The sequence below is a fragment of the Tardiphaga sp. 709 genome, from assembly GCF_032401055.1.
In the GTDB taxonomy this organism is placed as follows: Bacteria; Pseudomonadota; Alphaproteobacteria; order Rhizobiales; family Xanthobacteraceae; genus Tardiphaga.
Genome location: NZ_CP135529.1, coordinates 171,062 through 197,390, shown reverse-complemented (window position 1 = coordinate 197,390; position 26,329 = coordinate 171,062). Strand labels below are relative to the sequence as shown.

The window sequence follows — 26,329 nt, the reverse complement described above, 5'->3', positions numbered from 1 at the left end:
ACGGCAGCGTATGAGTTGTTAATTCGTGTGGCGGATATAGTCTCCGTTACCGTTGTACTGGTCGGACCTCGGGGACGGGTCCGCTTCCCCGGCCACGCTCGCCCCGTTATGGTTCAGTTGCGATGCGCGCTGTCGTCGCCGTTTTATTGTTCGTGACCGCCGTTCATGCCGCCCTGTGGGGCGTATTGCGCGAGAAGCAGGAAGCTCCCGATTTCAAGGGCATGATTCCCAGCCTCTCCTATGCGCCGTTCGAGGGCACGGCGCATCCCGACGTGGACAACATTCCGACCGTCGAGAAGATTCGCACCGACCTCAAGAAGCTGTCGACCATCACCCGCGCCATCCGTCTGTATTCGTCGACCGGCGGTGTGGAAATGGTGCCCGCCATCGCCAACGAGTTCGGCCTCAAGGTCACCGTCGGCGCCTGGATCGACAAGAACGCGGATCGCAACGAGCGTGAAATTGCCTCCGCCGTTGAGCTGGCGAAAAAGAACCCGAATGTCATCGGCATCGTCGTCGGCAACGAAACGCTGTATCGCGATGAACTCAAGCTTGAGGACCTCGTCGAATATATCCGCCGGGTAAAGCGCCAGGTCACGGTTCCCGTCACGACGGGTGAAATCTGGAACATCTGGCGCGACAATCCGCAGCTCGCCTCGTCGGTCGACTTCATCGCGGCGCACATCCTGCCCTATTGGGAAAACTTCACCGACACCCAGGCCGTCGATCAGGCCGTCCATCTCTATGGCGTTCTGCGCGAGACCTTTCCCGGCAAGCGCATCGTGATCGCCGAATTCGGCTGGCCGAGCGAGGGCTATAATCTGCGCAGGGCCGTGCCTGGCCCGTTCAAGCAGGCCGTCGTGCTGCGCAACTTCGTGACCCGCGCCGAAGCGATCGGCATGGACTACAACATCGTCGAAGCCATCGATCAGCCATGGAAGTTCTTCGAGGGCGGCGTCGGTCCCTATTGGGGCGTTCTCAACGCGTCGCGGGAACCGAAATTCCCCTGGACCGGTCCGATCGTGAATCCGGACCATTGGAAGAACGCCAGCATCGCACTTCTGGTTGGCATTCTGCTGTCGCTGCCGATCCTGCAGATCGTTGGCGCGACGGCACTACAGGCGCTCGTGCTCTCGGCCGCAGCCAATGCCGTTGGCGCCTGGGCGGCAACCATCTTCGCCTATCAGCAGACCCACTATTTCGTCTGGGGATCGGCCTTCGCTCTCTCACTCGGCTGCATCCTGCTGATCCCGCTGCTCCTGATCGCGTTAGCGCGCATCGAGGAGATCGCGGCTATCGCCTTCGGCCGGAAGCCATTGCGGCTGCTGACGGCCGAACGCAGCGAAAAGCTGCGTGCCGCTGCAGACGCCGAACAGAAATACCCGAAGGTGTCGATCCACATTCCGGCCTATCGGGAACAGCCGGACATGCTGAAGCTGACATTGGACGCGGTCGCCCGGCTCGACTATCCGAATTTCGAATGCGTGGTGATCATCAACAACACCCCGGATCCGGCCTATTGGCAGCCGATCCAGGATCATTGCCGCATGCTCGGCGAACGCTTCATCTTCATCAATGCGGAGAAGGTCGAGGGCTTCAAGGCCGGCGCCCTGCGCATCGCCATGGATCGCACCGCGGCGGATGCCGAAGTGATCGGCATCATCGACGCCGACTATGTGGTGGAGCCGAACTGGCTGAAGGATCTCGTCCCAGCCTTCAACGATCCGCGCGTCGGCCTCGTGCAGGCGCCGCAGGACCACCGCGACGGCGACCGTTCGCTGATGCACTACATCATGAACGGCGAATATGCCGGGTTCTTCGACATCGGCATGGTTCAGCGCAACGAGGCCAATGCGATCATCGTCCATGGCACCATGTGCCTGATCCGTCGCTCCGCGATGGACATGGCGGGCGGCTGGGCCGGCGACACCATCTGCGAGGACTCGGATCTCGGCCTCGCCATCATGCAGCATGGCTGGCTCACGCATTACACCAAGGAACGTTACGGCTACGGCGTGCTGCCGGACACTTATGAGGCGTTCAAGAAGCAGCGCCATCGCTGGGCCTATGGCGGCTTCCAGATCATCAAGAAGCACTGGCGCCGTTTCATGCCCGGCGCGAGCCGCATGACCCAGGACCAGAAGCGCGAATTCGGCATGGGCTGGCTGAACTGGCTCGGCGCCGAAAGCCTCGGCGTCGTGGTTGCGATCCTCAACATCATCTGGGTGCCGATCATCGCCTTTGCCGATATCGCCATCCCCGACAAGATCCTGACGCTGCCGATCATCGCCTCCTTCGTGATCTCGCTGGCGCACTTCATCGTCCTGTACCGGCTGCGCGTGAAGATCGGCCTGTGGCAGATGCTGGGCGCGATGATCGCCGCCATGTCGGTGCAGTGGACGGTATCGCGCGCCGTCGCCGATGGCCTGATCAAGGATCACCTGCCCTTCACCGTGACCTCCAAGGGTGGCAAGTCGACTATGTCGATCGAATTCCAGGCCTTCTGGGAGGCCGTGATCGGTGTGCTTCTGCTGATCAGCTGTGGCGTGCTGGTGTTCTCCAACAACTCCAAGCAGGTCACCGAGATCTACATCTTCGCCGGCGTGCTGGTGCTGCAGAGCCTGCCGTTCCTGTCGGCGGTGATGATTGCCATCCTGGAGAATTCGCGCGCCAACGACTTCCAGTGGTGGCGCAACACGACGGTACGCACGGCCGAACTGATCGGCCTTCGCCCGGTGGCGATGCCGCCGATCGACGTGTCCCGTCCCGAGGCCCAGCGCGAAGCAAGCTGAACCGCGCCAATGGGGCGCGGTTCATGTCCATAACATCGGACCCTGCCCTTGACCCCGGCGGACCCGCCTTTTACACAGCCGGTCACGCGATACGCTGCATTGCGGGCGCTATCGCGGCCGTGGCTGACCGGCCTCACCGCGCCCCGCAAGGGTCGGTTTCCTCCGTTTAGCTTCGTCAATACGGCACTTTAGGGCGGGTAGCTCAGTGGTAGAGCATTCGACTTTTAATCGACTGGTCGAGGGTTCGATCCCCTCCCCGCCCACCATCGCCGCAATGAGCCACGCCGGAACTTCCGGTTTTCACACCATTCTCAGCCTCTGAACACCGGACAATCGAACATGCGGATTACCCTCGTCGGCTCCAAACACTTCGGCGTCACGACCCTCGATATGCTGAAGACCCACAACGTCGAGATCGCGTCCGTGGTGGTTGCAGATGCGGAGGACCGTCTCGCCGCAGCCGCCAAGGCTGCCGGCATCCCGGTGACAGTCCAGGCCAATCCGAAGCTCGTCGTGGCCTCCGAGATCGCCGAGGGCACCGAGCTGATCATCACGGCGCACAGCCACGCCCGCATCGGCAAAGATGCACTCGCCGCAGCCAGCCTTGGCGGTATTGGCTACCATCCGTCACTGTTGCCCCGTCACCGTGGCATCGCTGCCGTGGAATGGACCATCAAGGAAGGCGACCCGATTGCCGGCGGCACCATCTATCACCTTGCCGATGTCATGGACGGTGGCGCCATCGCCGCGCAGGAATGGTGCTTCGTGAAAAAAGGCGAAACCGCTCGCGAACTTTGGGAGCGGGCGTTGGCGCCGCTGGGCCTCAAGTTGCTCGGCGAGGTTGTGGACTTCGCGACTGTCCACAAGCGTTTGCCCGCAACCTACCAAGACGAGCAATTCGCGACCAATGCGCCAAAACTGACCTAGAAGCCTCCAAAACTGGTTAAAAAGGCCCCGAACCCGCCCGAATCAACCAAATCTGTCAATAAAGGGAACCAATTTGCCCGTCGCGGCTTGCATCCCGTGAGTTGTTTTGAGCCTATGCGGCAACGCAGCAAATTTTGGACACATTACCCCCCAATAAGGTGGCCATCACAACATCGAGGATTTGATTCAATGCGTTTTGACCGCATCCGTTCCGCCTTGTCTGCTTCGCTGATTGCCAGCGCAGCGTTGGTTTCGGCAGCTCCAGCTTTCGCAGCTGCCGACAATGCCTATGACGGGCTCTGGAACGTGACCATTGTTACCAAGACCGGCAGCTGCGAGCCGACGGCTCGCTATCCGTTGACCGTCACCGAAGGCCGCATCACTGCGCCTGGCGCCGACGTCAACGGCAAGGTTGGCCGCGAAGGCACCGTGCGCGTGTCGATCGGGCCTGCTTTCGCCAACGGCCAGCTGTCCGGCAACACCGGATCGGGCAAGTGGAACGGCGCTTCGGGCGGCGTCCCCTGCAGCGGCCGGTGGGAAGCTTCGCGTCAGTAATCCCCAACCAGGAATGCTCCCCATGATGCCTAACTCGACCTCTCCGCGTTCGCTCGTTCGGACCGCGGTGCTCTGCGCGGCGCTCGGTCTGACGTCTGCGTCGGCATATGCCCAGTCAGCGCCGTTCGCCGGTATGGCCGGCGTGTGGTCGGGCAACGGGACGATCTCGCTCGAGGACGGCTCCAAGGAGCGCATTCGCTGCAAGGCAACCTATGCGGTGAGCGGCGATGGCACGGGGCTGAACCAGTCCCTGCTCTGCGCCAGCGACAGCTACAAGTTCGAGCTGAAGAGCGATGTGAAGGCCAGAGGTGGCGAGCTGTCTGGCAGCTGGGCTGAGACGACCCGCGGCGTGACAGGATCGCTTGAGGGCCGGGCAACCGCTGGCAAGTTCAATGTTGACGTTTCATCGCCAGCCTTCAGCGCGAAGCTGATCCTGACGACGACCGGCAACAAGCAGCAGGTCTCGATCACCTCCGAAGGCCAGTTCAAGGGCGCCAGCATTTCGCTCAGCCGCAGCTGATCGTTCCGCACGTTTGGAATTCGAACCCCGGTTGTTTCAAACAGCCGGGGTTTTGTTTTGCCTCTATGCGCTCCGCCGAAGAGCGTCCGGAACCATCCGCCCGCAACGCAGCCCCACCGGATTCGTCCGTTGCAAAGCCCGGCGATGTCGCCGATAGAGCCTGTCCGTAAAGCTACACCGCTGCGTGAATCGTTGCAGCGCAAGAAACTGGTTCTCAGGGATTATGGATCGCCCCCCGTCGAAGGCCCGGGCCGCGCTGTGGATGTCCGGCTGGCTGCTTCTGATGCTGTTCGTCGCCATTGGCGGTCGCGAGACGCTGCGCGAACTCAATGTCTTCCAGGTGATGGAGATCCGCTCCGTCTTCGGCTTCGTCATGCTGTTGCCGATCCTGTATTTCAACGGCGGCTTTCACGCCATGCGAACCACGCGGCCGCTGGCGCATGTATCGCGCAACCTCGTGCATTACGGCGCGCAGCTCGGCTGGTTCTACGCACTCACGCTCATTCCGCTGAGCCAGCTCGTCTCCATCGAGTTCACCATGCCGATCTGGATCGCGATCATGGCGGCGTTCTTTCTCGGCGAGCGCATGACGCTCTGGAAGATCGTCGCCATCGCGCTCGGCCTGATCGGCGTGATCGTCATCGTTCGCCCGACCACCGGCGCCGTCAATCCCGGTCAGCTGATCGCGCTGGCCGCCGCGTTCGGCTTCGGCATATCGATCACATTGATCAAGTCGCTGACGCGGACGGACAGCGCGCTGAAGATCATCTTCTGGATGATCGTGGTGCAGTCGGTGGCCGGCGTTTTCCCCGCGCTCTATGCCTGGCAATGGCCGTCGGCCTATGTCTGGGGCTGGCTTGTCGTGGTCGCCCTCTGCGGCACGTTTTCCCACTTCTGCATGGCGCGCGCGATGCTCTACGCCGATGCGACGGTGGTCGTGCCGATGGACTTCCTGCGCGTACCACTCAGTGCCACCATCGGATGGTTACTCTATTCTGAACGGCTCGACATGTTCACGCTACTGGGCGCGGCGCTGATCCTCGCCGGGAACACACTGAATCTGCTCAGCACCGATCGTCCGCCAATTCGTGCGACTGCCTGACGCATCGGGGTCCATTTCTCGATTTTATTCTCCGAGTGCGTGTCTCGACATTTTGGCGCACGCCCGCAATTGGTACTTTTCCCGATGTGTCTAGGGTCGAATGACCGGATTCGTGGGGGAGATCGTATCGTGCGCCATTTCGCTTTAGCCCTGTCTGCGCTGTCCATCCTGTTCAGCGCGGATGCAGCGCTCGCCGACAAGCGCGTCGCTTTCGTCGTTGGCAATGGCAGCTACAAGAATGTCGATCCGTTGCCGAACCCGCCGATCGACGCGAAGGCGATGGCGAGCGCGCTGCGCAATGTCGGCTTCGACGTCATCGAAGGATCGAACCTGACGCGCGACGGCATGACCGAAAAGCTGCTCGACTTCGGCCGCAAGGCGCAGGGCGCCGATGTCGCGGTGTTCTTCTATGCCGGCCACGGCATCTCGGTGAACAACATCAACTACCTTTTGCCGATCGATGCCAATTTGAAGTCGGAGATGGACGTCAAGCTCGGCGCGGCGATCAATGTCGAGACTACCCTCGATCAGACCATGGGCGACGCCAAGGTGAAGCTGGTGTTCCTCGATGCCTGCCGCGACAATCCGTTTGCCGCCAAAATCCGCTCCAGCGGATCTGCCACGCGCAGCGTCGCTGTGTCGTCCGGCCTCGCGGAGATGAAGTCCGGCGAAGGCACGCTGATCGCATTCGCCACCAGCCCCGGCCAGACCGCCCTAGACGGCAAGAGCGGAAGCAACAGCCCGTTCACCCGCGCGCTGCTCAACAACATCACCACGCCCGGCGCCGAGATCCAGCAGGCCATGACCAAAGTGCGTGCGCAGGTACAGGAAGAAACCAACAAGGGCCAGCTGCCCTGGGGCCACACCAACCTGATCGGTGCGGTCTATCTCAATCCGGACGTGCAGGCGCAGGTCGCCGTTGCGGCGGCCAGCCCCACCGCCACCATGCCAGCAGCCGCCACCGCCGGCTCCGATGTCGAGCTTGAGTTCTGGCGCTCGATCAAGGACTCGAACCGGCCGGAGGAACTGAACGCCTACATCTCCATGTACCCGAACGGCCAATTCAAGCCGCTCGCCCTCGCCCGTATTGCCGCGCTGCAGGAAGCCGCCACCGCGCCGCGTACCGCCGCTCCGGGCGTCGACAAGGCCGTGTTTACCGAGGAAGCCAACCAGCTCACCGAGGACAAGATCGGCCTCGACAAGGTCAAGCGCCGCGACGTGCAACGTCGTCTCAACGGCCTCGGTTTCGACACCAAGGCGACCGGCGCGTTCGACGCGCCAACCCGCGTGGTGATTCAGCGCTGGCAGGCGGCACGCGGTTACCCGACGTCGGGCTATCTCAACAAGGTGCAGCACGCCGCTCTACTCACCGAGGCCGTGACCCTGACCGAGGAACCGGCGCCCGCACCGAAGCCAGCGCAGCCGGTGCGCCGTCAGGTGCAACAGCAAGCTTATGAGGAAGCTCCGCCCGTGCGGCGTAGCGCCCCCGCCCAGCAAGCGGCGCCTGCTGTCGATCCAGCCCTGCCCGGCCGCTTCATCGGCGGTGTCGTCGGCGGCTTCCTCAATCGCTGAGGGCCTGCCTCCCCCGTCCGGACGCGATGCAGCGCTCAGCGCTACGTCGCCGGGAGGGAGAGGCTCCGGCTGCCCGGGGTTACTTCCCTGCCGCCTTGCGCAGCGCGTCGTTCATGCGGTCCTGCCAGCCCGGCCCGTCCTGCTGGAAATATTCCAGCACATCCTGATCGATCCGCAGCGACACCAGTTCGCGCACGCCGGGAACGGCGGCCTTGGTAACCGGCGCCTCGACCGGCTTCGTGGTCGTCTTCTTGAACGCCGCCTCCGCCTCGGTACGGGCATCCTGGAGCGTGCGCGGGCGTCGCGGGGGCTGTGACATCGGGGTCAGATTCCTTCCAACGTTTCCATCGAGAGATAGCGCCAGCTGAGCGGCTGCACAATCGCTTGCACGGTGTCGCCGAAGATGCGTCCGCACCAAGGGTGCGATGTGGCAGCTACTCGCCTCTGCTGTACGACCGGCAATGTCAGCAAATTTTACAAATGTCATTCATCGTAACCGACGCATCGTGACGCACGTGGCATCGCACAAAGGTGACCGCGCTGCGGCACAAACATGCGCGACTTAAAAAACTTCAAAGCAACGCATTTGTGTTGCGACACGGTCAAACAAATCGGATTAGGATCGTGTCATGTCCGATGAGACGACGAAGGAGGTCACGATGTCAGCATCAGCTGAAGTCCGTACGACCAAAACGTCCCATCCCGCGCCGCGTGGCAGCGATCTTCCCACCTGCCCGGTTTGTGCGGACTCGATGATTGCTGCCGAGGCGTCGGCCTTTCTCACCGACGACGTCGTCAGCTATCTCTGGACCTGCGATACATGCGGCTATGGCTTTGTGACCAAGCATGCATTTCGCCGGACGGTCTGCAACTAGCGCTGTTCGCGTGGACCCCGCGTAAACCGATCTTGGATTGCTCCGCGATCCGAGGGAGACGCCGATCGCGACTATCACATTCTCCGCGCCTCTGCTTGCCCGTCCAGGTCTGCTTTCCACGCGAATGGCACAACCAATACGCCCAGTAAGGCGAACGCTGCCAGCATCGCCCATGCGTCATTGACGCTCCACAAAAGCAGCCGCTCGCACCGAAGCTAGCCAGCAATCGTTGCGACGGGCGTCGGCGCAGCATTGGCAAGCGTTAAGGCCAGCAATCCGCGCAAACGATTTCTGCACCGTCACGCGTGCACCAAGTAACGACCACGCCGCAGTCACACCTTCGCCATTTCTGATGTTCCCAAGCCGTGCTAACCAGTTGTCGGGTCTACAGCGGAGAAGCCGTCTCTCGGGTCGAGGGGATACCCGCACTGGAGTCGGTCATGACCGGTCAAATTCCCTTCTTCGTGCCCAAGCGCACGATCACTGCAAGTGAGGTCGCGGGCATCGCGGGCTTACTTTTTGTTACAAAAGATTTCCTCATTTCGGCTGGAGCAGCGCTCGAGACAGCGCGCCGCGGCGAGCTCAGCTATATGGACAATCACAAGTATCTTGAGGCCTTAAGGCAGACGAATGCGGGCGCTTGTCTCGTCTCCCCGCGCTTCAGCGCGTCCGTTCCAAAGGAGACCTACTCTTTTGTGACACCTCAGCCATATTTGATTTACTCGAGAATCCTCGCCCTGCTCTATCCAGGGGCGGCTATCCCGGGGTCACTTTTCGAGACCGACGGCATTTCTCCAAACGCCACGATTCATGCTTCGGCCATCATCGATGCCGGGGCTACCATCGATCCCGGCGCAGTGATCGGTCCCCGGGCCAGGATCGGTGAACGCACTTATATCGGGTCAAACGTCGTGATCGGTCCAGACGTCACCATCGGGAGCCATAGCTCAGTCGGCGCCGGCGCTATCATTGCGCACGCAACTGTCGGCAATCACGTCATTGTCCATCCAGGCGTATCGATCGGGCAGGACGGCTTCGGATTTGTGCCCGACAAAGGCGGACATATCAAAATTCTCCAGGTCGGAGGCGTCATTATTGAGGACTGCGTCGAAATAGGCGCAAACACGACCATCGATCGCGGGTCGACCCGTAACACGTTTATCGGCGAAGGGACGAAGCTCGATAACCTCGTACAGGTCGCCCACAACGTGACCATTGGCAGACACTGCCTCATCGCCGCGCAAGTCGGAATTGCCGGATCCGCAACTCTCGGGAGTTTTGTTGCAATAGGCGGCCAGACTGGAATTGCTCCTCATCTGACGATCGGCGACGGCGCACAGATAGCCGGTGCGAGCGGCGTCACGCGCGACGTGCCCGCAGGAGAGCGGTGGGCAGGATTCCCGGCCCGGCCCAGCCGCAGGTTTTTCCGGCAATACAAGGCTATGGAAATGCTTGCGGCCGGTTACCGCGAGACAAACGATCGATGAACCTGACAGGTTGATGGACAGGTTAGCGTTTTCTCCACACGCGACGAGCGATTAGCGCGGCGGAATGTCTCCACGTGCCCAGCCCTCACGCGTGCGCGCCCGAAACTCTTCGAACGTGCCGGCCTCGATGGATGCGCGGATACCCTGCATCAGGCTCTGGTAATAGGCGATGTTGATTTCCGACAGCAGCATCGCGCCGAGCGTCTCGCCGGAGCGCACGAGGTGATGCAGATAGGCGCGCGAATAGTCTCGCGCGGCCGGCCAGGTGCTCTCTTCGTCCAGCGGCCGCGGATCGTCCTGATGCCGCGCATTGCGCATATTGATCTGGCCATAGCGTGTGAAGGCCATGCCGTGGCGGCCGTTACGCGTCGGCATCACGCAGTCGAACATGTCGACGCCGCGCGCCACCGCTTCCAGCATATCATCCGGCGTGCCGACGCCCATCAGATAGCGCGGGCGGTCCGAAGGCAGGATCGGAACCACTTCCTCGATCATCGCCAGCATCACGGCCTGCGGCTCGCCGACCGCAAGGCCTCCGATCGCGTAGCCATGAAAGCCGATATCGATGAGCCCCTGCGCGCTGGCACGGCGCAGTGCTGGTACGTCGCCGCCCTGCGCGATGCCGAACAGCATGTATCCGTCCGGCGCTGTCTCGAAGGCGCGCTTGCAGCGCTCGGCCCAGCGCAGCGACAGCTGCATGGCGCGGTCGATATCGGCGTGCTCCGCCGGCAGCCGCACGCATTCGTCGAGCTGCATCGCGATATCCGAATTCAGCAGCCGCTGGATCTCGATGGCCCGCTCCGGCGTCAGTTCGAACTTCGCGCCGTCGATATGCGACCGGAAGGTGACGCCCTGCTCGGTCACCTTGCGCAGCTGCGCCAGCGACATCACCTGGAAACCGCCGGAGTCGGTCAGCATCGGACCGTTCCAGGTCGTGAATTTCTGCAGGCCGCCGAACGACGCGACGCGTTCGGCACCGGGACGCAGCATCAGGTGATAGGTATTGCCCAGCACGATATCGGCGCCGGCATCGCGCACGTCGCGCCAGTGCAGGCTTTTCATTGCGCCAAGGGTGCCCACCGGCATGAAGGCCGGTGTGCGGACCACGCCATGCGGCGTCGTCAACTGGCCCCTGCGTGCCGTGCCGTCCGTGCGCAGCAGTTCGAAATGATTGGCGACGGTCATTGATTGCTTGTGTCCCGAAACAGCAGACTGGCGTCGCCGTATGAATAGAAACGATAGCCGGTTGCGATAGCATGGGCATAGGCCTGCTTCATCGTATCCATGCCGGCAAAGGCAGAGACCAGCATGAACAGCGTCGAACGCGGCAGATGGAAATTCGTGAGCATGATATCGACGGCGCGGAAGCGATAGCCGGGCGTGATGAAGATCGCAGTCTCGTCGGCGAACGGATGAATAACGCCGTCCTCGGACGTCGCGCTTTCCAGCAGACGCATCGAGGTCGTGCCGACGGCAACCACGCGTCCGCCGGCCGCATGCGCTGCGTTCAACGCATCCGCCGTGGCGCGCGAGATCGTGCCCCATTCGGAATGCATCTTGTGCTCGGCGGTATCGTCGACCTTCACCGGCAGGAACGTCCCCGCGCCGACGTGCAGCGTGATGCGATGCAGGCCGACGCCGCGCGCCTTCAAGGCGGCTTCAAGTGTCGGCGTGAAATGCAATCCCGCCGTCGGTGCGGCGACGGCGCCGTCATTGGCGGCGAACATGGTTTGATAGTCGGCCGTGTCACGCTCGTCCGGAGCGCGTTTTCCGGCGATGTAAGGCGGCAACGGCGGCGCGCCCAGCTCGGCGATGGCCTGGTCCAGCGCCGGGCCGTGAAACGAGAAGGAGAAGATGATCTCGCCGGCATCGCCCTTGTGTTCGACTTGGGCGTCGAGGTGCCCAAGCAGGCAGACGCGGCCTTCATTGCCGAAGCGCACCGTATCGCCTTCGACGAGCTTCTTGGCGGGGCGCACCAGCGCCTGCCAGCGCGAACCGTCGAGGCGCTTGATCAGCGTCGCATCGATCTTCGGTTCGGTCTCGCGGCCGATGCGGCGGCCGCTGAGCTGCGCCGAGATAACCCTGGTGTCGTTGACGACGAGCTGATCGCCGGGCTTCAGCCAGGTCGGCAGATCCGAGACGACATGATCCTGCACGCCCTTACCCGGCTGAACGACAAGCAACCGCGCGGCGTCGCGCGGGCTGGCAGGCCGCAGCGCGATGTTCTCGGCCGGAAGTTCGAAATCGAAAATGTCGGTACGCATGACGATCCGGTCTATCACATTTCGTCAGGGCACTCTGTCATCGGCCCCAACCGCCGTCCTCATGGTGAGGAGCGCGCCACTTTGGCGCGCGTCTCGAACCATGATGGAGTGTGCCGCCATCCTTCGAGACGCGGTCGAAGGCGACCGCTCCTCAGGATGAGGACCTCTCCAAAACGTGGATGCCCGGGACAACTAGCGAAGTTCGCTTCGCGCTGCCCCGGGCATGACGTCATTCATTGGTTAGCGACTGTGATCAGGCAGCCGCGTCGGCAGCCATATGTGCCTTGACGATCTTGTCCGGGTTCTGCACCGGCTCGCCGCGCTTGATCTTGTCGACGTTCTCCATGCCTTCGGTGACCTTGCCCCAGACAGTGTACTGCTTGTTGAGGAAGGACGCGTCGTCGAAGCAGATGAAGAACTGGCTGTCGCCGGAGTCCGGGCTGGCCGCGCGGGCCATCGACAACGTACCGCGCACATGCGGTTCGTTGTTGAATTCGGCCTTCAGCTTCTTGCCCGAACCGCCGGTGCCGGTGCCCTGCGGACAGCCGGTCTGCGCCATGAAGCCGTCGATGACGCGGTGGAAGACGATACCGTCGTAGAAGCCTTCGCGCACGAGCTCCTTGATACGGGCGACATGGCCCGGTGCCAGATCCGGGCGCATCTCGATGGTGACGGGACCCTGGGTAGTTTCAAGGATCAAAGTATTCTCGGTAACAGCCATGCTCGTCTCTCTACTGGTTTGGGTTGGTTTCGGCGGTCGTCAAACCGCACTCGGAAGGGGCGTCCAGCGACCGCGTCGCCCAGGCCCCCGGTAAATGGCATCGGCGTGCAATGTTGCAATGTCTCCATCACAGCCGTTCGATAGGCAACGCTGTCGGCCTCGGAGGCATCCGGCGTCTCGAAGGTAATTCGCGGCCTTCCGAGAAGTTCACCGGATCGTTTGAAGCTGAACAGCACCGTGATCTCCATGCCCGGATGGCCGCGTGGCAATGCGGGCGGATGCCAGCACGCTTTCAGCCTTCCGAACATGCCCTCCAGCGTACTCACGCCATCAGACTGAGCCGATGCCGGATGCGCCTGAAGGACGCCAGACAGCAATAATGCCGCGAGCAGAGCAATCACCCTGCACCGCGGCATCATGATGCTCACTTGATGTCGGAAGCGACCTGAACCTTGACCATCTTGTCAGGGTCGGTCACGGCACCACTGGCCGAGCCGGGAGGCGCCTTCTTCAGCTTGTCCACCACGTCCATGCCGGCGACGACATCGCCAACCACGGTGTATTTGCCGTTCAGCGACGAGCCGTCAGCGAACATGATGAAGAACTGCGAATTCGCCGAATCCGGATCGCCGGCACGCGCCATGCCAACCACGCCGCGCTTGTACGGCACCTGCGAGAATTCGGCCTTCAAGTTCGGATACTTCGATCCGCCGGTACCGTTGAAGTTCTTGCCGTCACCGGTCTGCGCCATGAAGCCGTCCATCACGCGGTGAAACGGTACGTTGTTGTAGTAGCCTTCGCGGGCGAGCAGCTTGATGCGCTCTGCGTGCTGCGGGGCGATATCGGTGCGCAGCTTGATGATGATCCGGCCCTTGGTCGTGTCGATCACGACCGAATTGGCCTTGTCGAGGCCAGCCGGAAGGGCTGCCGGAGCCTGCGCGAAAGCGGGAGCCGCGAACATCAGCGCGGCAGCAAGTGCGACTATACGGATCATGGAAACTCCGGATCAGAGAAAGCCGGTCAGCCGGCATTTGTTTAAGCGGTGAATTTGGACTTGAGGCTCTTGGCAACCGCGTCCGGGACGAAAGCCGAAACGTCGCCGCCCATGGCGGCGATTTGCCGGACCAGTGTGGCGGTGATCGGGCGGACACTCACCGAGGCCGGAAGAAAGACGGTCTGGACATCCGGCGCCATGGTCTCGTTCATGCCGACGATCTGCATCTCGTAATCGAGATCGGTGCCGTCGCGCAGCCCGCGGATCATGATGGTCGCACCGATCTGCTGCGCCAGTGTGGTGGTGAGATTGTCATAGGTCGTGCAGTCGAATTCGCAGCCGGCGGCCGAGGCCAGCGGTCCGAACACCTGCTTCACCATGTCCAGCCGCTCGTCCGTCGAGAACAGCGGCTTCTTGCCAGGGTGGACGCCGATCGCGACCACGAGCTTGTCGCACAGGCCAACGGCATGGCGGACCACATCAAGGTGGCCATTGGTGACGGGATCGAATGAACCGGGATAAAGCGCGATACGGGGCATTCCCCCTCCTACCCCGCCCCCGTTCGAGCCGCAAGCCGACTTGGTTCCACCCTCCGGGGTCGAATGGCCGGTGTTTATTTTTGCGCCGGATTCGAACCGGAAGGCAGGTCAGCGCGTCTACTGGGTACGCAGCGACGATACTGAAAACATTGGGCTTTCCAGCCTCATGTGTCGTCAAGCGCGTACGGACGAAACACAAACCGGGCCGGATGAAACCACTTTGCCCGGACACGACAACTTCCTGAAACCGGGTCTGATTAATCAGGCAAGCACAGGAAGCGACAAACAAACCGGGCCAAAACGGCCCGAATGACAGGGGACCGTCATGATCAAGACTCTCTCAGCAGTTGCCGTCGCAGCTTTCATCGCAGCCGCCCTCACCGTTCTGCCGGGCTTCGCCCCGAAGGTCGAGGCTTCGGTGCCGGTGGCCCTCGCCAAGGCCGACCGCCTGGACATCCACACGGTAGGTCGCAACTGCTCCGAGCAGGCCTGGCCGAACTTCGAGGCCTCCTGCCTGCGTAACGCAGCGAGCAAGACGGTCACTGTCCGCGAAGTCCGCCTCGTGACCACCGAGCGTCGCTAAGCGGCAAAGGATACCGCGCCCCGGCCACTACCGGGGTGTACTGATACTTCATCGGGGCAATCGAACTACACTCCCCCACCGTGCGCGATGCATAGTTCAGTGAAATTCTCGCGACGCCTGCTTCAACTAATTTCATAGCAATTCGCGACGCAACGTCGCAGACTGCTGGTCAAGCGCGATCGTGAAAGCGCGAGTCCCGTGAGGGCTGCCAGTGACCGCCATCCCAGCCGCATCGCCAGGCCACTCTGGCGGACTTCCTCTCACGGCAACGATCGGCGCGCTCGGCGTCGTCTATGGCGATATCGGCACCAGCCCCCTTTATGCACTCAAGGAAGCCGTGAAGGCAGCGGCCCATGGCGGGCCTCTCACGCCCGAAGCAACGCTCGGCGTGGTATCGTTGATCCTCTGGGCGTTGATCCTCATTATCTCTCTGAAATACGCGCTTCTGATTCTGCGCGCCGACAATCGCGGCGAAGGCGGCATCGTCGCGCTACTGGCACTGCTCCACGCGCGTAACGCAGAGCCGGGCACGTGGCGCATACATCTGCTGGTCGTCGGTCTCGTCGGCGCCGCCCTGCTCTATGGTGACGGCGCCATCACACCGGCGATCTCCGTGCTGTCAGCGATTGAAGGCCTCAAGGTCGATGCACCGTCACTTGCGCCGGCCGTGGTGCCGCTCACCGTCATCATTCTGATCGGGCTGTTTCTGATGCAGAGCAAAGGTACCGGTTTCATCGGCGGCATCTTCGGGCCGGTGATGCTGGGCTGGTTCGCCGTGCTCGCGCTGCTTGGCATCCATGGCATCGTGCAATCGCCCGGCGTGCTTGCTGCCGTCAGTCCGCTCTATGCCTTCGAATTCCTGATCCATCAGGACTTCCACATCAGCTTTGCCATTCTCGGCGCCGCCTTCCTAGCCGTGACCGGCGGTGAAGCGATGTATGCCGATATGGGCCATTTCGGACGGATTCCCATCCGGCTTGCATGGTTTGCCATCGCCCTGCCGGCGCTGGTGCTGAACTATTTCGGCCAAGCGGGACTGCTGATCGCCGACCCCACCGCCGTCAACAACCCGTTCTATCAACTGGCGCCGGACTGGCTGCACTACCCGCTGGTGGCCTTTGCCACTGTCGCGACGGTGATCGCCTCGCAGGCCATCATCTCCGGTGTGTTCTCGCTGACGCAGCAATCGATCCAGCTTGGCTTCCTGCCGCGGATGCAGATCCGGCACACCACCAGCCACGCCATGGGCCAGATCTATGTGCCGCTGGTGAACTGGCTGCTGGCGGCGGCGACGCTGGCCGCCGTGCTCAGCTTCGGCACATCGGACGCCTTGGCAGGCGCCTATGGCATTGCCGTATCGCTGCTGATGGCGATCACCACGCTGCTCGCGGCATTGGTCGCGCTGCAATGGGGCTATCCGCCGCTGCTCGTCGTGTCCGTGAACGGCTTCTTCTTCATCATCGATTGCATCTTCTTCGCCGCCAATTCCACGAAGCTGTTCGAAGGCGGCTGGTTTCCGCTATTCCTGGCGGCCGCTGTGGCGTTCCTGATGCTGACATGGCGCAGTGGTGTCAAACTCGTCGAAAGCGCCCGCGCCAAGCTGCGTCAGCCCGAAGAGGACCTGATCGAGACAGCCGTCAGTCGCTGCCATGCGCGGCTCAATGGCACCGCGGCGTTTCTGGCATCCACGCCGAATGGCGTGCCGCTGGCGCTGACGCAGTTCGTCAAGCACAACCACGTTCTGCATCAGCGCGTCATTCTGGTGACCGTGCAGATCTCCGAAGTGCCGCGCGTCCCGGATGCCGATCGCGCCGAGATCATCGAAGTGATCGAAGGGATCACGCGCGTCATTTTGCATTACGGCTTCATGCAATATCCGACGATTTCCGACGGACTGAGTCTGGCTTGCGAACAGGGCAAATTACCCGGCATCGACCTCGCCGACATCACCTATTACATCGGCCGCGAGACCATCATCCCCAGCGACAAGGTCGCCGGCATGGCGGTGTGGCGCGAAACCGTATTCGCGTTCCTGCAGCGTAACGCCGAACGCTCAGCGGCGTTCTTCGACGTGCCGACCAGACAGGTCGTCGAGTTCGGCACCGAAATCGAGATTTAAGCCGCGCGCGACTTAAGCCTCGGCCGGTCCCTGCGCACCATCCGTTTGGTTCGTGCGTTAGTGACCGACATCCGCAGGGCGCGGGGCCTTTTCAAAACACGCGATCAGCATTTCGGTAAGAACCCGCACCTTCCGTGCGGGATGCTGACTTGGCGGGCGGATGACATAGACACCTGCCGGCGGTGGTGGATAGCGTGTCATGACCGCAACCAGCGCGCCGGAGGCGATGTAGTCGTCGGTGATGCCACCCGGGAGCCAGGCGATACCGAGTCCTGCCAATGCGGCGGCGACAAGAGCTGCGCCGTTGTCGGCCTTGAATCGCCCCTGTGGACGCACCGTGATGATCTTGTCGCCATCCATGAATTGCCAGGCTTCGGTGCCCTGCATGAGAGCCTGATGGTCGACGAGTTCGTCCGGCGTCTCGGGGGAACCATGCGCTTTGATATAGTCCGGGCTCGCGACCAATTTTGCATAAATAGGCCCGACGTGTCGCGCGATCAGGTTGGAGTCCGGAAGATAGCCAACCCGGATCGCGCAATCGAAACCTTCGGCGATGAGATCGACGAAGCGATCACTGTAGACGGTATGGACGTGGAGCTGCGGGTGCCGTCGCGCCATGTCCGCAAGCACGGGCGCCAGGTGCGTTGGGCCGAAAGTAAGCGGCACGGCAATGCGCAGTCGCCCGCAAAGCTCACCGTCAGGCTGGATCAATTCCCGGGCTGCGTCGATCTCGCCGCAGGCGCGCGCCGCATGATCGCGAAACGTGATGCCGGCTTCCGTGAGCGCGGCGCCGCGCGTGGTGCGCGCCAGAAGCTGAACGCCGAGTTCCGCTTCGAGGCGAGCAAGCTGCCGACTGACGATCGACTTGGAAACGCCGAGCCGGCGCGCGGCGGGCGAAACGCCACCGGCATCGGCAATTTCCACGAATGTCCGCAGCTCTTCGATGTCCATTCAGCGTTCCCCGTTTCGCGACACAGCTTGGCACGGGAGGGCACTACCCCATCGCGCATGAGAACGGCAATACCCCTTCAGGCAACGTCGCCGTTGGCGTCTGTCCCCGACCAATCTCACTCACAACGGCAGCAGAGGATGTATTCATGACCTTTCGTAATGGCCTTGCGTCGCTCCTTCGTCCCGAGGACTCGGTCCTCGTTCTGATCGACCACCAGCCCTACCAGCTCGCGAACGTGAACAGCCACGAACCGCAGATGGTGATCAACAATACGGCGGGCCTGGCGAAGGCCGCCAAGGCGTTCGGCGTGCCCACCATCCTGACCAGCGTGCTCGCCGAGCGCGGCGGTCTGCTGTTCCCTCAGATCACCGATGTTTTTCCCGGTCAGGAAGTGATCGACCGGACCTTCATCAACACCTGGGAAGACCCGAAGGTGGTGGACGTCGTCAAGGCAACGGGCCGCAAACAGCTGATCATCGCGGGCCTATGGACCGAGATCTGCGTCGCGATGCCAACGATCCAGGCCCTCGGCGAGGGCTGGGACGTAACGGTCGTCACCGATGCCTCGGGGGCCGTTTCGGTCGAGGCCCATCAGGTCGCCATCCAGCGCATGATCGCGGCCGGCGCCAACATGATGACCTGGCTGGCAGTGGCCGCCGAATGGCAGCGCGACTGGGCCCGAGCCGAAACAGCCGCCAAGCTGACGGAAGTGATGACGCAGCATGCCGGCGGTAGCGGCATTGCATACCTGTGGGAGCAGCAGCTGCTCAACACGCCGGTGCCGAAGAACGCAGGCTGATGCGAGCGGGGGTGACGAGACGCCTGGATTTTGCCGAGCCTCGTCATTCCCGTTCGACCGGGTATCCGGAGGAACGCTTTATTCAGCCAGCCTGTAGCAAGGATGGGTTGAGCGCAGCGATACCCATCCTACGAGCTAAGCCTGTATGCCCGACGGCGACTTACAGATCATCCGGTGCAATTGACCAAGTTGCTATGTCGCGGTCAATCGATCGCCATTGTTCAGCCAGAGCAACCAAATCGGTAGTGCGCACAACAGCATGGTCAAGACCATCGAACTGGTCTCCGATGTATGTAGCGAGGCCAGCACTACTTTCATTTGCGAACCAGATTCCCGTCAAGTCCGCGATTTCTTTGAGCCGCCGCAACGTTTCGCGCGCATCTCGAATATCAAAGGCGTTTAACTCTTTGTCGTACCGGCTTTGCTTGTTACCCGCATGAGCAACGTGCGAACTGACATGCCTAGAAATGTGATCGAGATCGGCAAGACGCTTCTTGAGCTTATCGAAGATCAAAGGCGAGATCAGATCTTGTGGTTTCCTTTTCGATTGCGAAACACCACTCAGCGCGTCGAAATGACGATGCGCAGCATCGCTCTTGATTAGTTCGGGATCTCCCCATACCGCACGCCCATTGGCAGCAACGACTTGATCGTAAGCTTCTTGTTGTAGGCGATCGAGATCGTATTGTGCATGTAGCACTCGTTCGACATAGATCTTGCGATTGAGCCAATCTTGGCTCGCCTCGACATCTTGGACAACGGACCAGATAGAATTAACGCCCTTCTTGCCACTCGAGCCTCCCTTGTCCAGCAGACGTCGGGTGCCGAGAAGGAGGCTAGACCAGAACCCTTGTGAAACAAGATTGAAGAGCATCTGGTTAAGTGGAGGATCCGTCCCTTCCCGTTCATTGGCCAAACGTACGGTTTTGATCACTGTGCGAAAGGCGGCGTAGTCCCGGAGCAAATCTTGAACAGTCTTGTTGATTCCTGTCGTGTCATCGCGGAACGCGTCACGCCACCGAGCAATGCTTTCATCCTGAAGCGCCACCTCATCCGCCACTCGAACCTCCCTCGCAGATCGTCTCGCTCCGCTATGGTAAGCGATGGGCTTGGTTCAGCGCAGCGCCCATCACCACCAGCGATGGAATTGATGGGTATCGCTGCGCTCAACCCATCCTACATACGGCGTCCTGTCGACACAAAAAAGCCCGCAGCATAAACTGCAGGCTTTTCGCTTCACGTGTTGCAAGCCAGAGCGATGAACCTCAGCCCTCCGCCACCGGCGCACCGTTGCCGTTCTCGCCCTCTTCGCCCTCGCCCGCCTCGCCGATATGCTCGACCGACACGACGTGCTCGTCGTCAGCCGTGTTGAACACGATGACGCCCTGGGTCGAACGGCCGGCAATGCGGATACCTTCCACCGGGCAGCGGATGAGCTGGCCCTTGTCGGTGACAAGCATGATCTGGTCGCTGTCCTCGACCGGGAACGAAGCGATCAGCTTGCCATTCCGGTTGTTGACCGACATCGCGACGATACCCTTGCCGCCGCGTCCGGTGGTGCGGTACTCGAACGACGAGGTCCGCTTGCCGTAGCCGTTCTCGCTGATGGTCAGCACAAACTGCTCGGATGCCGACATTTCCACATAGCGCTGCTCGCCGAGTTCGATGGCCCCCGTCGCCTCTTCGGTCTCCACGGCAGCCGCCGCTTCGTCCGCGACATCGGCACGCTCCTCGGCGCCGCCGCGGCGCACCGCATTGGCGCGGCGCAGATAGGCCGCACGCTCGTCGGAATTGGCCTCGAGGTGGCGCAGGATCGTCAGCGAGATCAGCTTGTCACCCTCCGCCAACGAAATGCCGCGCACGCCCATCGAACTGCGGCCCTGGAACACACGCACGTCTGTTACCGGGAAACGGATGCACTGGCCGCCGGCAGCGGTCAGCAGCACGTCATCATGTTCGGTGGCGATCTGCACATCGACGATCGCTTCGCCCTCATCGAGCTTCATCGCGATGATGCCGGAGCGCCTGACATCGACGAAGTCAGAGAGCTTGTTGCGGCGGACATTGCCGCCAGTGGTCGCGAACATCACGTCAAGATCGTTCCACGTCGCCTCATCCTCAGGCAACGGCATGATCGTGGTGATACGTTCGCCCTGCTCCAGCGGCAGGATGTTGATCATCGCCTTGCCGCGCCCGTTTGGCGGCGCGATCGGCAGACGCCAGACCTTTTCCTTATAGACCTGGCCGCGCGACGAGAAGAACAGCACCGGCGTATGGGTCGAGGCTACAAACAGACGCGAGACGAAATCCTCGTCGCGCGTCGCCATGCCCGAGCGCCCTTTGCCGCCGCGGCGCTGGGCCCGATAGGTCGAAAGCGGCACGCGCTTGACGTAGCCATGATGCGACACCGTCACCACCATGTCTTCGCGCTGGATCAGGTCTTCGTCTTCGACCTCGCCTTCCTGCTCCATGATGACGGTCTTGCGCGGTGTCGCGAATTCCGACTTCACCGCACCGAGTTCGTCCTTGATGATGCCCTGGACGCGCGCGCGCGAACGCAGGATCTCCAGATAGTCCGCAATCTCGACAGCGAGCTTGTCCAGCTCGTCGGAGATTTCTTCGCGACCCAGAGCTGTCAAGCGAGCCAGTCGCAGATCGAGAATGGCCTTGGCCTGTTCGAAGGACAGCCGCGCGGTGCCGTCTTCCTCGAGGCGATGACGCGGATCGTCGATCAGCATCATCATCGTCGCCACATCCTGCGCGGGCCAATGACGCTCCATCAGGATGTCACGTGCAGTGGCGGGGTCCGGTGAGGTACGAATGACACGAATGACCTCGTCGATATTCGCCACTGCAATCGCGAGGCCGACGAGGATATGCGCGCGATCGCGCGCCTTGTTGAGCAGGAACTTGGTACGGCGCGTGACGACCTGTTCGCGGAACGCGACGAAGATCGTCAGCAGATCCTTCAGGTTCATCAGCAACGGACGGCCGGTGTCGAGCGCCACCATGTTGGCGCCGAAATTGGTCTGCAGCGGCGTGAACTTGTATAGCTGGTTGAGCACCACCTCGGGCACCGCGTCCCGCTTCAATTCGACGACGACACGAAAACCGTCGCGGTCGGATTCGTCTCTGAGATCGGAGATGCCTTCGATCTTCTTGTCGCGCACCAGTTCGGCGATGCGCTCGACCATGGTGGCCTTGTTCACCTGGTACGGGATTTCAGAGACGATGATCGCTTCGCGATCCTTGCGCGTCGGCTCGATCGAGACCTTGCCGCGCATCACGATGGAACCGCGGCCGGTGTGATAGGCCGTACGAATCCCGGCGCGGCCGAGAATGATGCCACCCGTCGGGAAATCCGGACCCGGGATGATCTTGTTCAGATCGTCAATGGTCAGTGACGGATCATCGATCAGCGCGACGCAGGCGTCGATGACTTCGCCGAGATTATGCGGCGGGATGTTGGTGGCCATGCCGACGGCAATGCCGCCGCCGCCATTCACCAGCAGATTCGGGAACTTCGCCGGCAGCACGCGTGGCTCACGGAACGAGCCATCGTAGTTGTCCTGATAGTCGACGGTGTCCTTGTCGAGATCGTCGAGCAGCGACTGCGCGATCTTGGTCAGGCGCGATTCCGTGTATCGCATCGCGGCGGCCTGATCGCCATCCACCGAGCCGAAATTGCCCTGACCGTCGATCAGCGGCACGCGCATCGAGAAGTCCTGCGCCATGCGGACCATGGCATCATAGACCGACTGGTCGCCGTGCGGATGATACTTACCGATCACGTCGCCAACGGTTCGCGCTGACTTGCGATACGGCTTGTTCCACTCGAAGCCGTTCTCATACATTGCATAGAGAATGCGGCGATGCACCGGCTTCAAGCCGTCACGCGCATCCGGCAGCGCACGCGCCACGATCACGCTCATGGCGTAATCGAGATACGAACGCTTCATCTCATCGAGGATGGATACGGGACGAATATCCGAGGGGGCCGGTGGCTCCCCAGGCTTCTGGTCTTCAGTGTCGGACAAGGATGATTTCCGGTCAGGTTTTGCTGGGAATCATATAGCGCATCGCGCGACTTCAAGCCACCCCGCAGACAACGCCCGCGGCTCTATTTTCCTGCTGATTTTTCAAATGCTTACGGGAGCTGTACAGGGCTTGTGAACTGGCCCCGAATAAGCCAGCCCGAACCCGCCGAATCTTGCGAAACTCATGCGGCCGTCTTGCAGCAATCTAGCGACCGAACACCACGGTGTGCATGACCCGGCCGGGCACCAGGGTGAACGCGCCGGCGATCACCAGGGCGCCGGCGAAGATCGAAATCATGGTGATGGCATGCGCTCTGACGCGGTGCCGGCGTGCCGCGATCACGCCGAGCACGAGCATCACCGGTGCCATGATCGACAGCAGATGGATCGGGCTCCAGTCCCGCCACAGCCGGTAGCTATGGCCATGGATCCCAAACGAACTGATCGCGACAATGGCGAGCAGGATCACCCAGATCCAGCCGAGCATCCTGTGTGGCAGCGTGCCCTTGGGTGCGATCAATTGAACGACACCAAGCACGAATGCAGCCATGGCCGCAACAGCATGCAACGGGATTGGAGCGGCGGCATCAAGCAACGGCTGCAGCGACATGGTGGCCTCGCATTCAGCAGGCAGTGTCAGCTCACCATCGCAGAAATCTTTCCATTGTAAAGATAATGCTGCCCGCCACGTTGCCGCAGCTAACCGTCCCCGCAAAAAGCAAAACGCGCTGCAAGCAATCAGCTCACAGCGCGCGATGCAGAAGTTCAGGACGTCCTGACAGCAGATCAGAAGGGTTATATGTGGTTATGGACGTGATGCGTGAGGCGGTCGAGGAGCGCGCCGGTGACCGAGGCTGGATTCCGGGATATCTCCAGGTCGCGCCTGGCGGACGGCTGCACCTTGTTTCGTGCGCGCCTCACGGGCTGATCGTGGCTGAATGGTTGGTTTCGGACGCAAGGCTCTCCGAGACAGCGGACCGCGCTAGTCGAGGCGACCCAAAGTATCCATGCCTCGCTCCGGGCGGACCGGGGCTCGACCACGCAATGATTCAAATCGTGAGCGAGCGTCAGATGCTGCCACCAGGCCCCCGTGCGAAATGTTGAGATCCATCAAGTTCATAGTTGCCAGCTAATCTAGTGGTTTGGCTTTTATCGCCTTGGTCACCCAGGGCAGTCTCATTGATATGCTCTCCCAGGACTCGCGTGATGACCTTATCGAAATTGAGGGGGTCGGCACCGTCGACTTGTATCAAGGGCCATCCGTCCCGGCGCAAGCACTCGCCGATCTCCCTTGAGATATTGGCCTGCTTCAAGCCCCTGTCCACGCCGAGTTCGAACAGGAGGACTTCGATGAGCGGCTGGTGCGCATGCCGATCCGTAAGACGGCGGCGCAACGTTTCCTGCGGCGCATCGAGCTGGACAAGCAGGTCCGGTCGCGGCAGGAACGCTAGGCAGTCACGAACCACGTCAATGCTTGGAGTTCGCGCCAGCAAAACCAGCGCACACAATGCCTGGATCAGGCCTTCTTCAAAAATGAAGTAACCTTCCGATTCCTGCGCTTTACGCCAAGATTCGCACAGTAGAGCGATGTCGACCTTCATGCGCCATGACCATGTGCGGCTTCGTAGCGGGATTGATGCTAGAAGCCGCGCCGCGACACCGTCCTTCGGCAGGGTCGATAGCAAGACAGGACCGGAGGTGGCAATCTTTCTGCCAATACGCCCAATGCCATGGCGCGTCTCCGGGCCGTCATCCTGGGCCGACGCATATTCAATCAGGCGATAACCGTTCACTGTCTTCAGGTTGATGCCTTCTTGCGCCAGCCCCCGGCAGAGGCCGCGAAGAAGTGTGGTCTTGCCTGCACCAGGCGGCCCAAATAACTCGATGATCATGGTGGAATGCTCAGCGCCTCGGAACAAGCTGCCATTTACCTGCAGGTCAGAGCTTAGCCGGATTACAAACCACACCAACGTTCATTTGAATGACTGTTCGGATCCGCGGACCCCTCCGAACGGCCAGGCCTCGTTGGCCTTCCCGAGCGATCATCGCTCCGTTCCGGCATCGTGCGAATGCATGAAGACGTCGTCCCGACATCGAGGTTAGCGTCGGCGGACTCGAGGGACATATCCTTATGCTCAACGGAGACACGTTCAGCTATCGCGCGAGCCACCAGTCGGTTGATGTCGTTGCCGACTACGTCAGCACCTTTGAGGTGGGCCATTGCGCGGCATTGTGGCGGGACGTCGAACAGCCCTTGCTCGAAAGCATTCTGCGCCGGCTCGGAGGGCCACAGCGAACAAGCCTCGACTTCGCCTGCGGAACCGGACGCATTGCGAAGGTCGCCGCTCGGTTGTTCGGCTCGGTTGTCGGGGTCGATGTGTCAGAAGCGATGCTTTCGGCAGCTTCGGTGCCAGACAACGTGACGCTGCTATGCGTCGATGTCACCAAGGTTCCTCTCGAACAGACATTTGACGTTGCCACCGCATTTCGGTTCTTCTTGAATGCAGAAGACACGCTTAGGCGCGACGCATTGCGGGCGATCTATCGGCATCTTCGCAACGACGGCGTATTGGTGTGCAATATCCAGCTCAATGCAACGTCACCCATCGGGTCGTTCAGTCGTGTGCTGAACTGGGCATATCCGAGCAGACCTCGAAACACCCTGACTTTGTATCAATTTTCAAGCCTGCTGTCGGATGAGGGATTTGAGGTCGTGGAGAGCACGTATTACGGCTATCTCCCGCGACCGGGCCGGTTGTTTCCACATCTCTGCGAGGCGCTGATCGAGCCATTCGAAAAGGCGTGCCGGAGGCTCAAGGTGCCGGGATTATTGGCGGAGAGTTTTATTGTCGCGGCGCGAAAGCGGGAACGCCTGTTTCCTCAGGTGCAGGACCCTCGGCGAATCGTGCAGGCACCAACAACCTCTTGAGGTTCGGGAGCATGATCATCGAGTTCTTTGGCCCGGCAGCCGCAGGAAAGACCACCCTCGCCCACGCGCTGTGCAAGCGGCTCAACGAGCGCGGCCATCACGCGAATGTTGTGCTCAGCTATTCGGAGCCACCACCTCTCGCGTCACCGACGCCTCATGCCCTCCCACGGCAGGTGAGCGTGCAAGACGAAGCGAGTTCACGAGATCGACGGTTTCCTCCTGCGTCAGTAGATCGCCGGTCTCCAGCCGCTCGATCAGGCTGACCCCGCGCAATGCGGCCCACTCTTCGGTCGCCGCGATCGAGCGAAGCGCCTTCAACATCGTGTTGATCGATCCGGCTTTGCTCCTGAGGAATACGGCGCTGTAGCGAGTAGCCCAAGGGTCCGGCAGCCCGCTCTCCCTGTCCAAGAGAAGCCCAAACCTCTCGCCGCCCTCCATTACAACGGGCTTTACGCGAAATCGGCTGGCAATGCGTTGATTTATCAATCGAAAGAGCCCCCTTGTTTACACAAGCGGGCTCCACAGAATCTGATTCGATTCTCGTCGGCGATCAGGAAGTGCG

At 61.5% G+C, this 26,329-nt stretch carries 26 protein-coding genes and 1 tRNA gene; 14 read left to right on the top strand and 13 right to left on the bottom strand.

Annotation, left to right across the window (positions count from 1 at the left end; genetic code table 11):
* Positions 1-122: 122 nt before the first annotated feature.
* The 7 genes from RSO67_RS00980 (at position 123) to RSO67_RS00950 (ending at position 7,468) form a co-directional block, all read left to right on the top strand.
* Positions 123-2,792 (top strand): glycosyltransferase, encoded by a 2,670-nt coding sequence (locus tag RSO67_RS00980; protein WP_315841965.1) that lies wholly within the window; start codon positions 123-125, stop codon positions 2,790-2,792.
* A gap of 191 nt (positions 2,793-2,983) precedes the next feature.
* Positions 2,984-3,058, top strand: a tRNA-Lys gene (locus RSO67_RS00975).
* A gap of 73 nt (positions 3,059-3,131) precedes the next feature.
* Positions 3,132-3,719 (top strand): formyltransferase family protein, encoded by a 588-nt coding sequence (locus tag RSO67_RS00970; protein WP_315841964.1) that lies wholly within the window; start codon positions 3,132-3,134, stop codon positions 3,717-3,719.
* A 189-nt stretch (positions 3,720-3,908) separates the two neighbouring features.
* Positions 3,909-4,274 carry a hypothetical protein gene (locus RSO67_RS00965; RefSeq protein WP_315841963.1) on the top strand — a complete coding sequence of 122 codons (366 nt, stop codon included), beginning with the start codon at positions 3,909-3,911 and terminating at the stop codon, positions 4,272-4,274.
* A 22-nt stretch (positions 4,275-4,296) separates the two neighbouring features.
* A complete protein-coding gene (locus RSO67_RS00960; RefSeq protein WP_315841962.1) occupies positions 4,297-4,794 on the top strand; it encodes a hypothetical protein in 498 nt (165 codons plus the stop codon).
* 223 nt (positions 4,795-5,017) lie between these two features.
* Positions 5,018-5,896, top strand: a complete 879-nt coding sequence (locus RSO67_RS00955; protein ID WP_315841961.1) for a DMT family transporter — start codon at positions 5,018-5,020, stop codon at positions 5,894-5,896.
* Positions 5,897-6,025: 129 nt separating this feature from the next.
* Positions 6,026-7,468 carry a caspase family protein gene (locus RSO67_RS00950; protein WP_315841960.1) on the top strand — a complete coding sequence of 481 codons (1,443 nt, stop codon included), beginning with the start codon at positions 6,026-6,028 and terminating at the stop codon, positions 7,466-7,468.
* Positions 7,469-7,547: 79 nt separating this feature from the next.
* Here the strand turns inward: RSO67_RS00950 and RSO67_RS00945 are convergent, their stop codons facing one another.
* Positions 7,548-7,787 carry a BrnA antitoxin family protein gene (locus tag RSO67_RS00945; RefSeq protein ID WP_315841959.1) on the bottom strand — a complete coding sequence of 80 codons (240 nt, stop codon included), beginning with the start codon at positions 7,785-7,787 and terminating at the stop codon, positions 7,548-7,550.
* Between the two features lie 340 nt (positions 7,788-8,127).
* On the opposite strand from RSO67_RS00945, the gene RSO67_RS00940 reads away from it, so the two are divergent.
* Both RSO67_RS00940 and lpxD read left to right on the top strand, forming a co-directional pair.
* Entirely contained in the window at positions 8,128-8,343 is a 216-nt protein-coding gene (locus RSO67_RS00940) for a hypothetical protein (RefSeq protein ID WP_068730943.1), read from the top strand.
* 440 nt (positions 8,344-8,783) lie between these two features.
* The gene (lpxD, locus tag RSO67_RS00935) at positions 8,784-9,830 is read left to right on the top strand and encodes a UDP-3-O-(3-hydroxymyristoyl)glucosamine N-acyltransferase (RefSeq protein WP_315841958.1); all 1,047 of its coding nucleotides are present in this window, start codon (positions 8,784-8,786) and stop codon (positions 9,828-9,830) included.
* Between the two features lie 51 nt (positions 9,831-9,881).
* Here lpxD and tgt read toward each other — a convergent pair whose 3' ends face one another.
* From tgt to coaD, 6 genes are all read right to left on the bottom strand, one after another.
* A complete protein-coding gene (gene tgt / locus RSO67_RS00930; protein WP_315841957.1) occupies positions 9,882-11,015 on the bottom strand; it encodes a tRNA guanosine(34) transglycosylase Tgt in 1,134 nt (377 codons plus the stop codon).
* Complete coding sequence (gene queA / locus RSO67_RS00925) at positions 11,012-12,094, bottom strand: tRNA preQ1(34) S-adenosylmethionine ribosyltransferase-isomerase QueA (RefSeq protein WP_315841956.1); 1,083 nt, start codon at positions 12,092-12,094, stop codon at positions 11,012-11,014. The genes tgt and queA overlap by 4 nt, the downstream gene beginning before the upstream one ends.
* Before the next feature lie 253 nt (positions 12,095-12,347).
* Positions 12,348-12,815 (bottom strand): peptidylprolyl isomerase, encoded by a 468-nt coding sequence (locus RSO67_RS00920; protein WP_089264447.1) that lies wholly within the window; start codon positions 12,813-12,815, stop codon positions 12,348-12,350.
* Positions 12,791-13,234, bottom strand: a complete 444-nt coding sequence (locus RSO67_RS00915; protein WP_315844135.1) for a hypothetical protein — start codon at positions 13,232-13,234, stop codon at positions 12,791-12,793. Before RSO67_RS00915 ends, RSO67_RS00920 begins: the two co-directional genes overlap by 25 nt.
* A gap of 5 nt (positions 13,235-13,239) precedes the next feature.
* A complete protein-coding gene (locus tag RSO67_RS00910; RefSeq protein ID WP_315841955.1) occupies positions 13,240-13,809 on the bottom strand; it encodes a peptidylprolyl isomerase in 570 nt (189 codons plus the stop codon).
* A 41-nt stretch (positions 13,810-13,850) separates the two neighbouring features.
* Entirely contained in the window at positions 13,851-14,348 is a 498-nt protein-coding gene (coaD, locus tag RSO67_RS00905) for a pantetheine-phosphate adenylyltransferase (protein WP_315841954.1), read from the bottom strand.
* Between the two features lie 70 nt (positions 14,349-14,418).
* Between coaD and RSO67_RS00900 the strand changes: the two genes are divergently transcribed.
* From RSO67_RS00900 to RSO67_RS00890, 3 genes are all read left to right on the top strand, one after another.
* Entirely contained in the window at positions 14,419-14,661 is a 243-nt protein-coding gene (locus RSO67_RS00900; RefSeq protein ID WP_315841953.1) for a hypothetical protein, read from the top strand.
* Positions 14,662-14,673: 12 nt separating this feature from the next.
* Positions 14,674-14,931 (top strand): hypothetical protein, encoded by a 258-nt coding sequence (locus RSO67_RS00895; RefSeq protein ID WP_315841952.1) that lies wholly within the window; start codon positions 14,674-14,676, stop codon positions 14,929-14,931.
* A gap of 211 nt (positions 14,932-15,142) precedes the next feature.
* Positions 15,143-17,050 carry a KUP/HAK/KT family potassium transporter gene (locus RSO67_RS00890; protein WP_315841951.1) on the top strand — a complete coding sequence of 636 codons (1,908 nt, stop codon included), beginning with the start codon at positions 15,143-15,145 and terminating at the stop codon, positions 17,048-17,050.
* Positions 17,051-17,107: 57 nt separating this feature from the next.
* Here RSO67_RS00890 and RSO67_RS00885 read toward each other — a convergent pair whose 3' ends face one another.
* Positions 17,108-18,001 (bottom strand): LysR family transcriptional regulator, encoded by an 894-nt coding sequence (locus RSO67_RS00885; protein WP_315841950.1) that lies wholly within the window; start codon positions 17,999-18,001, stop codon positions 17,108-17,110.
* 146 nt (positions 18,002-18,147) lie between these two features.
* Here RSO67_RS00885 and RSO67_RS00880 point away from each other — a divergent pair, with 146 nt between their 5' ends.
* Positions 18,148-18,801 (top strand): hydrolase, encoded by a 654-nt coding sequence (locus RSO67_RS00880; RefSeq protein WP_315841949.1) that lies wholly within the window; start codon positions 18,148-18,150, stop codon positions 18,799-18,801.
* 160 nt (positions 18,802-18,961) lie between these two features.
* Here RSO67_RS00880 and RSO67_RS00875 read toward each other — a convergent pair whose 3' ends face one another.
* From RSO67_RS00875 to RSO67_RS00860, 4 genes are all read right to left on the bottom strand, one after another.
* Positions 18,962-19,861: a hypothetical protein gene (locus RSO67_RS00875; protein WP_315841948.1), complete on the bottom strand. Its 900-nt coding sequence runs from the start codon at positions 19,859-19,861 to the stop codon at positions 18,962-18,964.
* A 205-nt stretch (positions 19,862-20,066) separates the two neighbouring features.
* The gene (gene gyrA / locus RSO67_RS00870) at positions 20,067-22,838 is read right to left on the bottom strand and encodes a DNA gyrase subunit A (RefSeq protein ID WP_175367020.1); all 2,772 of its coding nucleotides are present in this window, start codon (positions 22,836-22,838) and stop codon (positions 20,067-20,069) included.
* A gap of 205 nt (positions 22,839-23,043) precedes the next feature.
* Positions 23,044-23,448 (bottom strand): DUF2306 domain-containing protein, encoded by a 405-nt coding sequence (locus RSO67_RS00865; RefSeq protein WP_315841947.1) that lies wholly within the window; start codon positions 23,446-23,448, stop codon positions 23,044-23,046.
* A 457-nt stretch (positions 23,449-23,905) separates the two neighbouring features.
* Positions 23,906-24,730 (bottom strand): sulfate adenylyltransferase, encoded by an 825-nt coding sequence (locus RSO67_RS00860; RefSeq protein WP_315841946.1) that lies wholly within the window; start codon positions 24,728-24,730, stop codon positions 23,906-23,908.
* A 239-nt stretch (positions 24,731-24,969) separates the two neighbouring features.
* Here RSO67_RS00860 and RSO67_RS00855 point away from each other — a divergent pair, with 239 nt between their 5' ends.
* Positions 24,970-25,767 carry a class I SAM-dependent methyltransferase gene (locus RSO67_RS00855; RefSeq protein WP_315841945.1) on the top strand — a complete coding sequence of 266 codons (798 nt, stop codon included), beginning with the start codon at positions 24,970-24,972 and terminating at the stop codon, positions 25,765-25,767.
* Between the two features lie 114 nt (positions 25,768-25,881).
* Here RSO67_RS00855 and RSO67_RS00850 read toward each other — a convergent pair whose 3' ends face one another.
* Positions 25,882-26,088 (bottom strand): hypothetical protein, encoded by a 207-nt coding sequence (locus tag RSO67_RS00850; RefSeq protein ID WP_315841944.1) that lies wholly within the window; start codon positions 26,086-26,088, stop codon positions 25,882-25,884.
* Positions 26,089-26,329 lie beyond the last annotated feature (241 nt).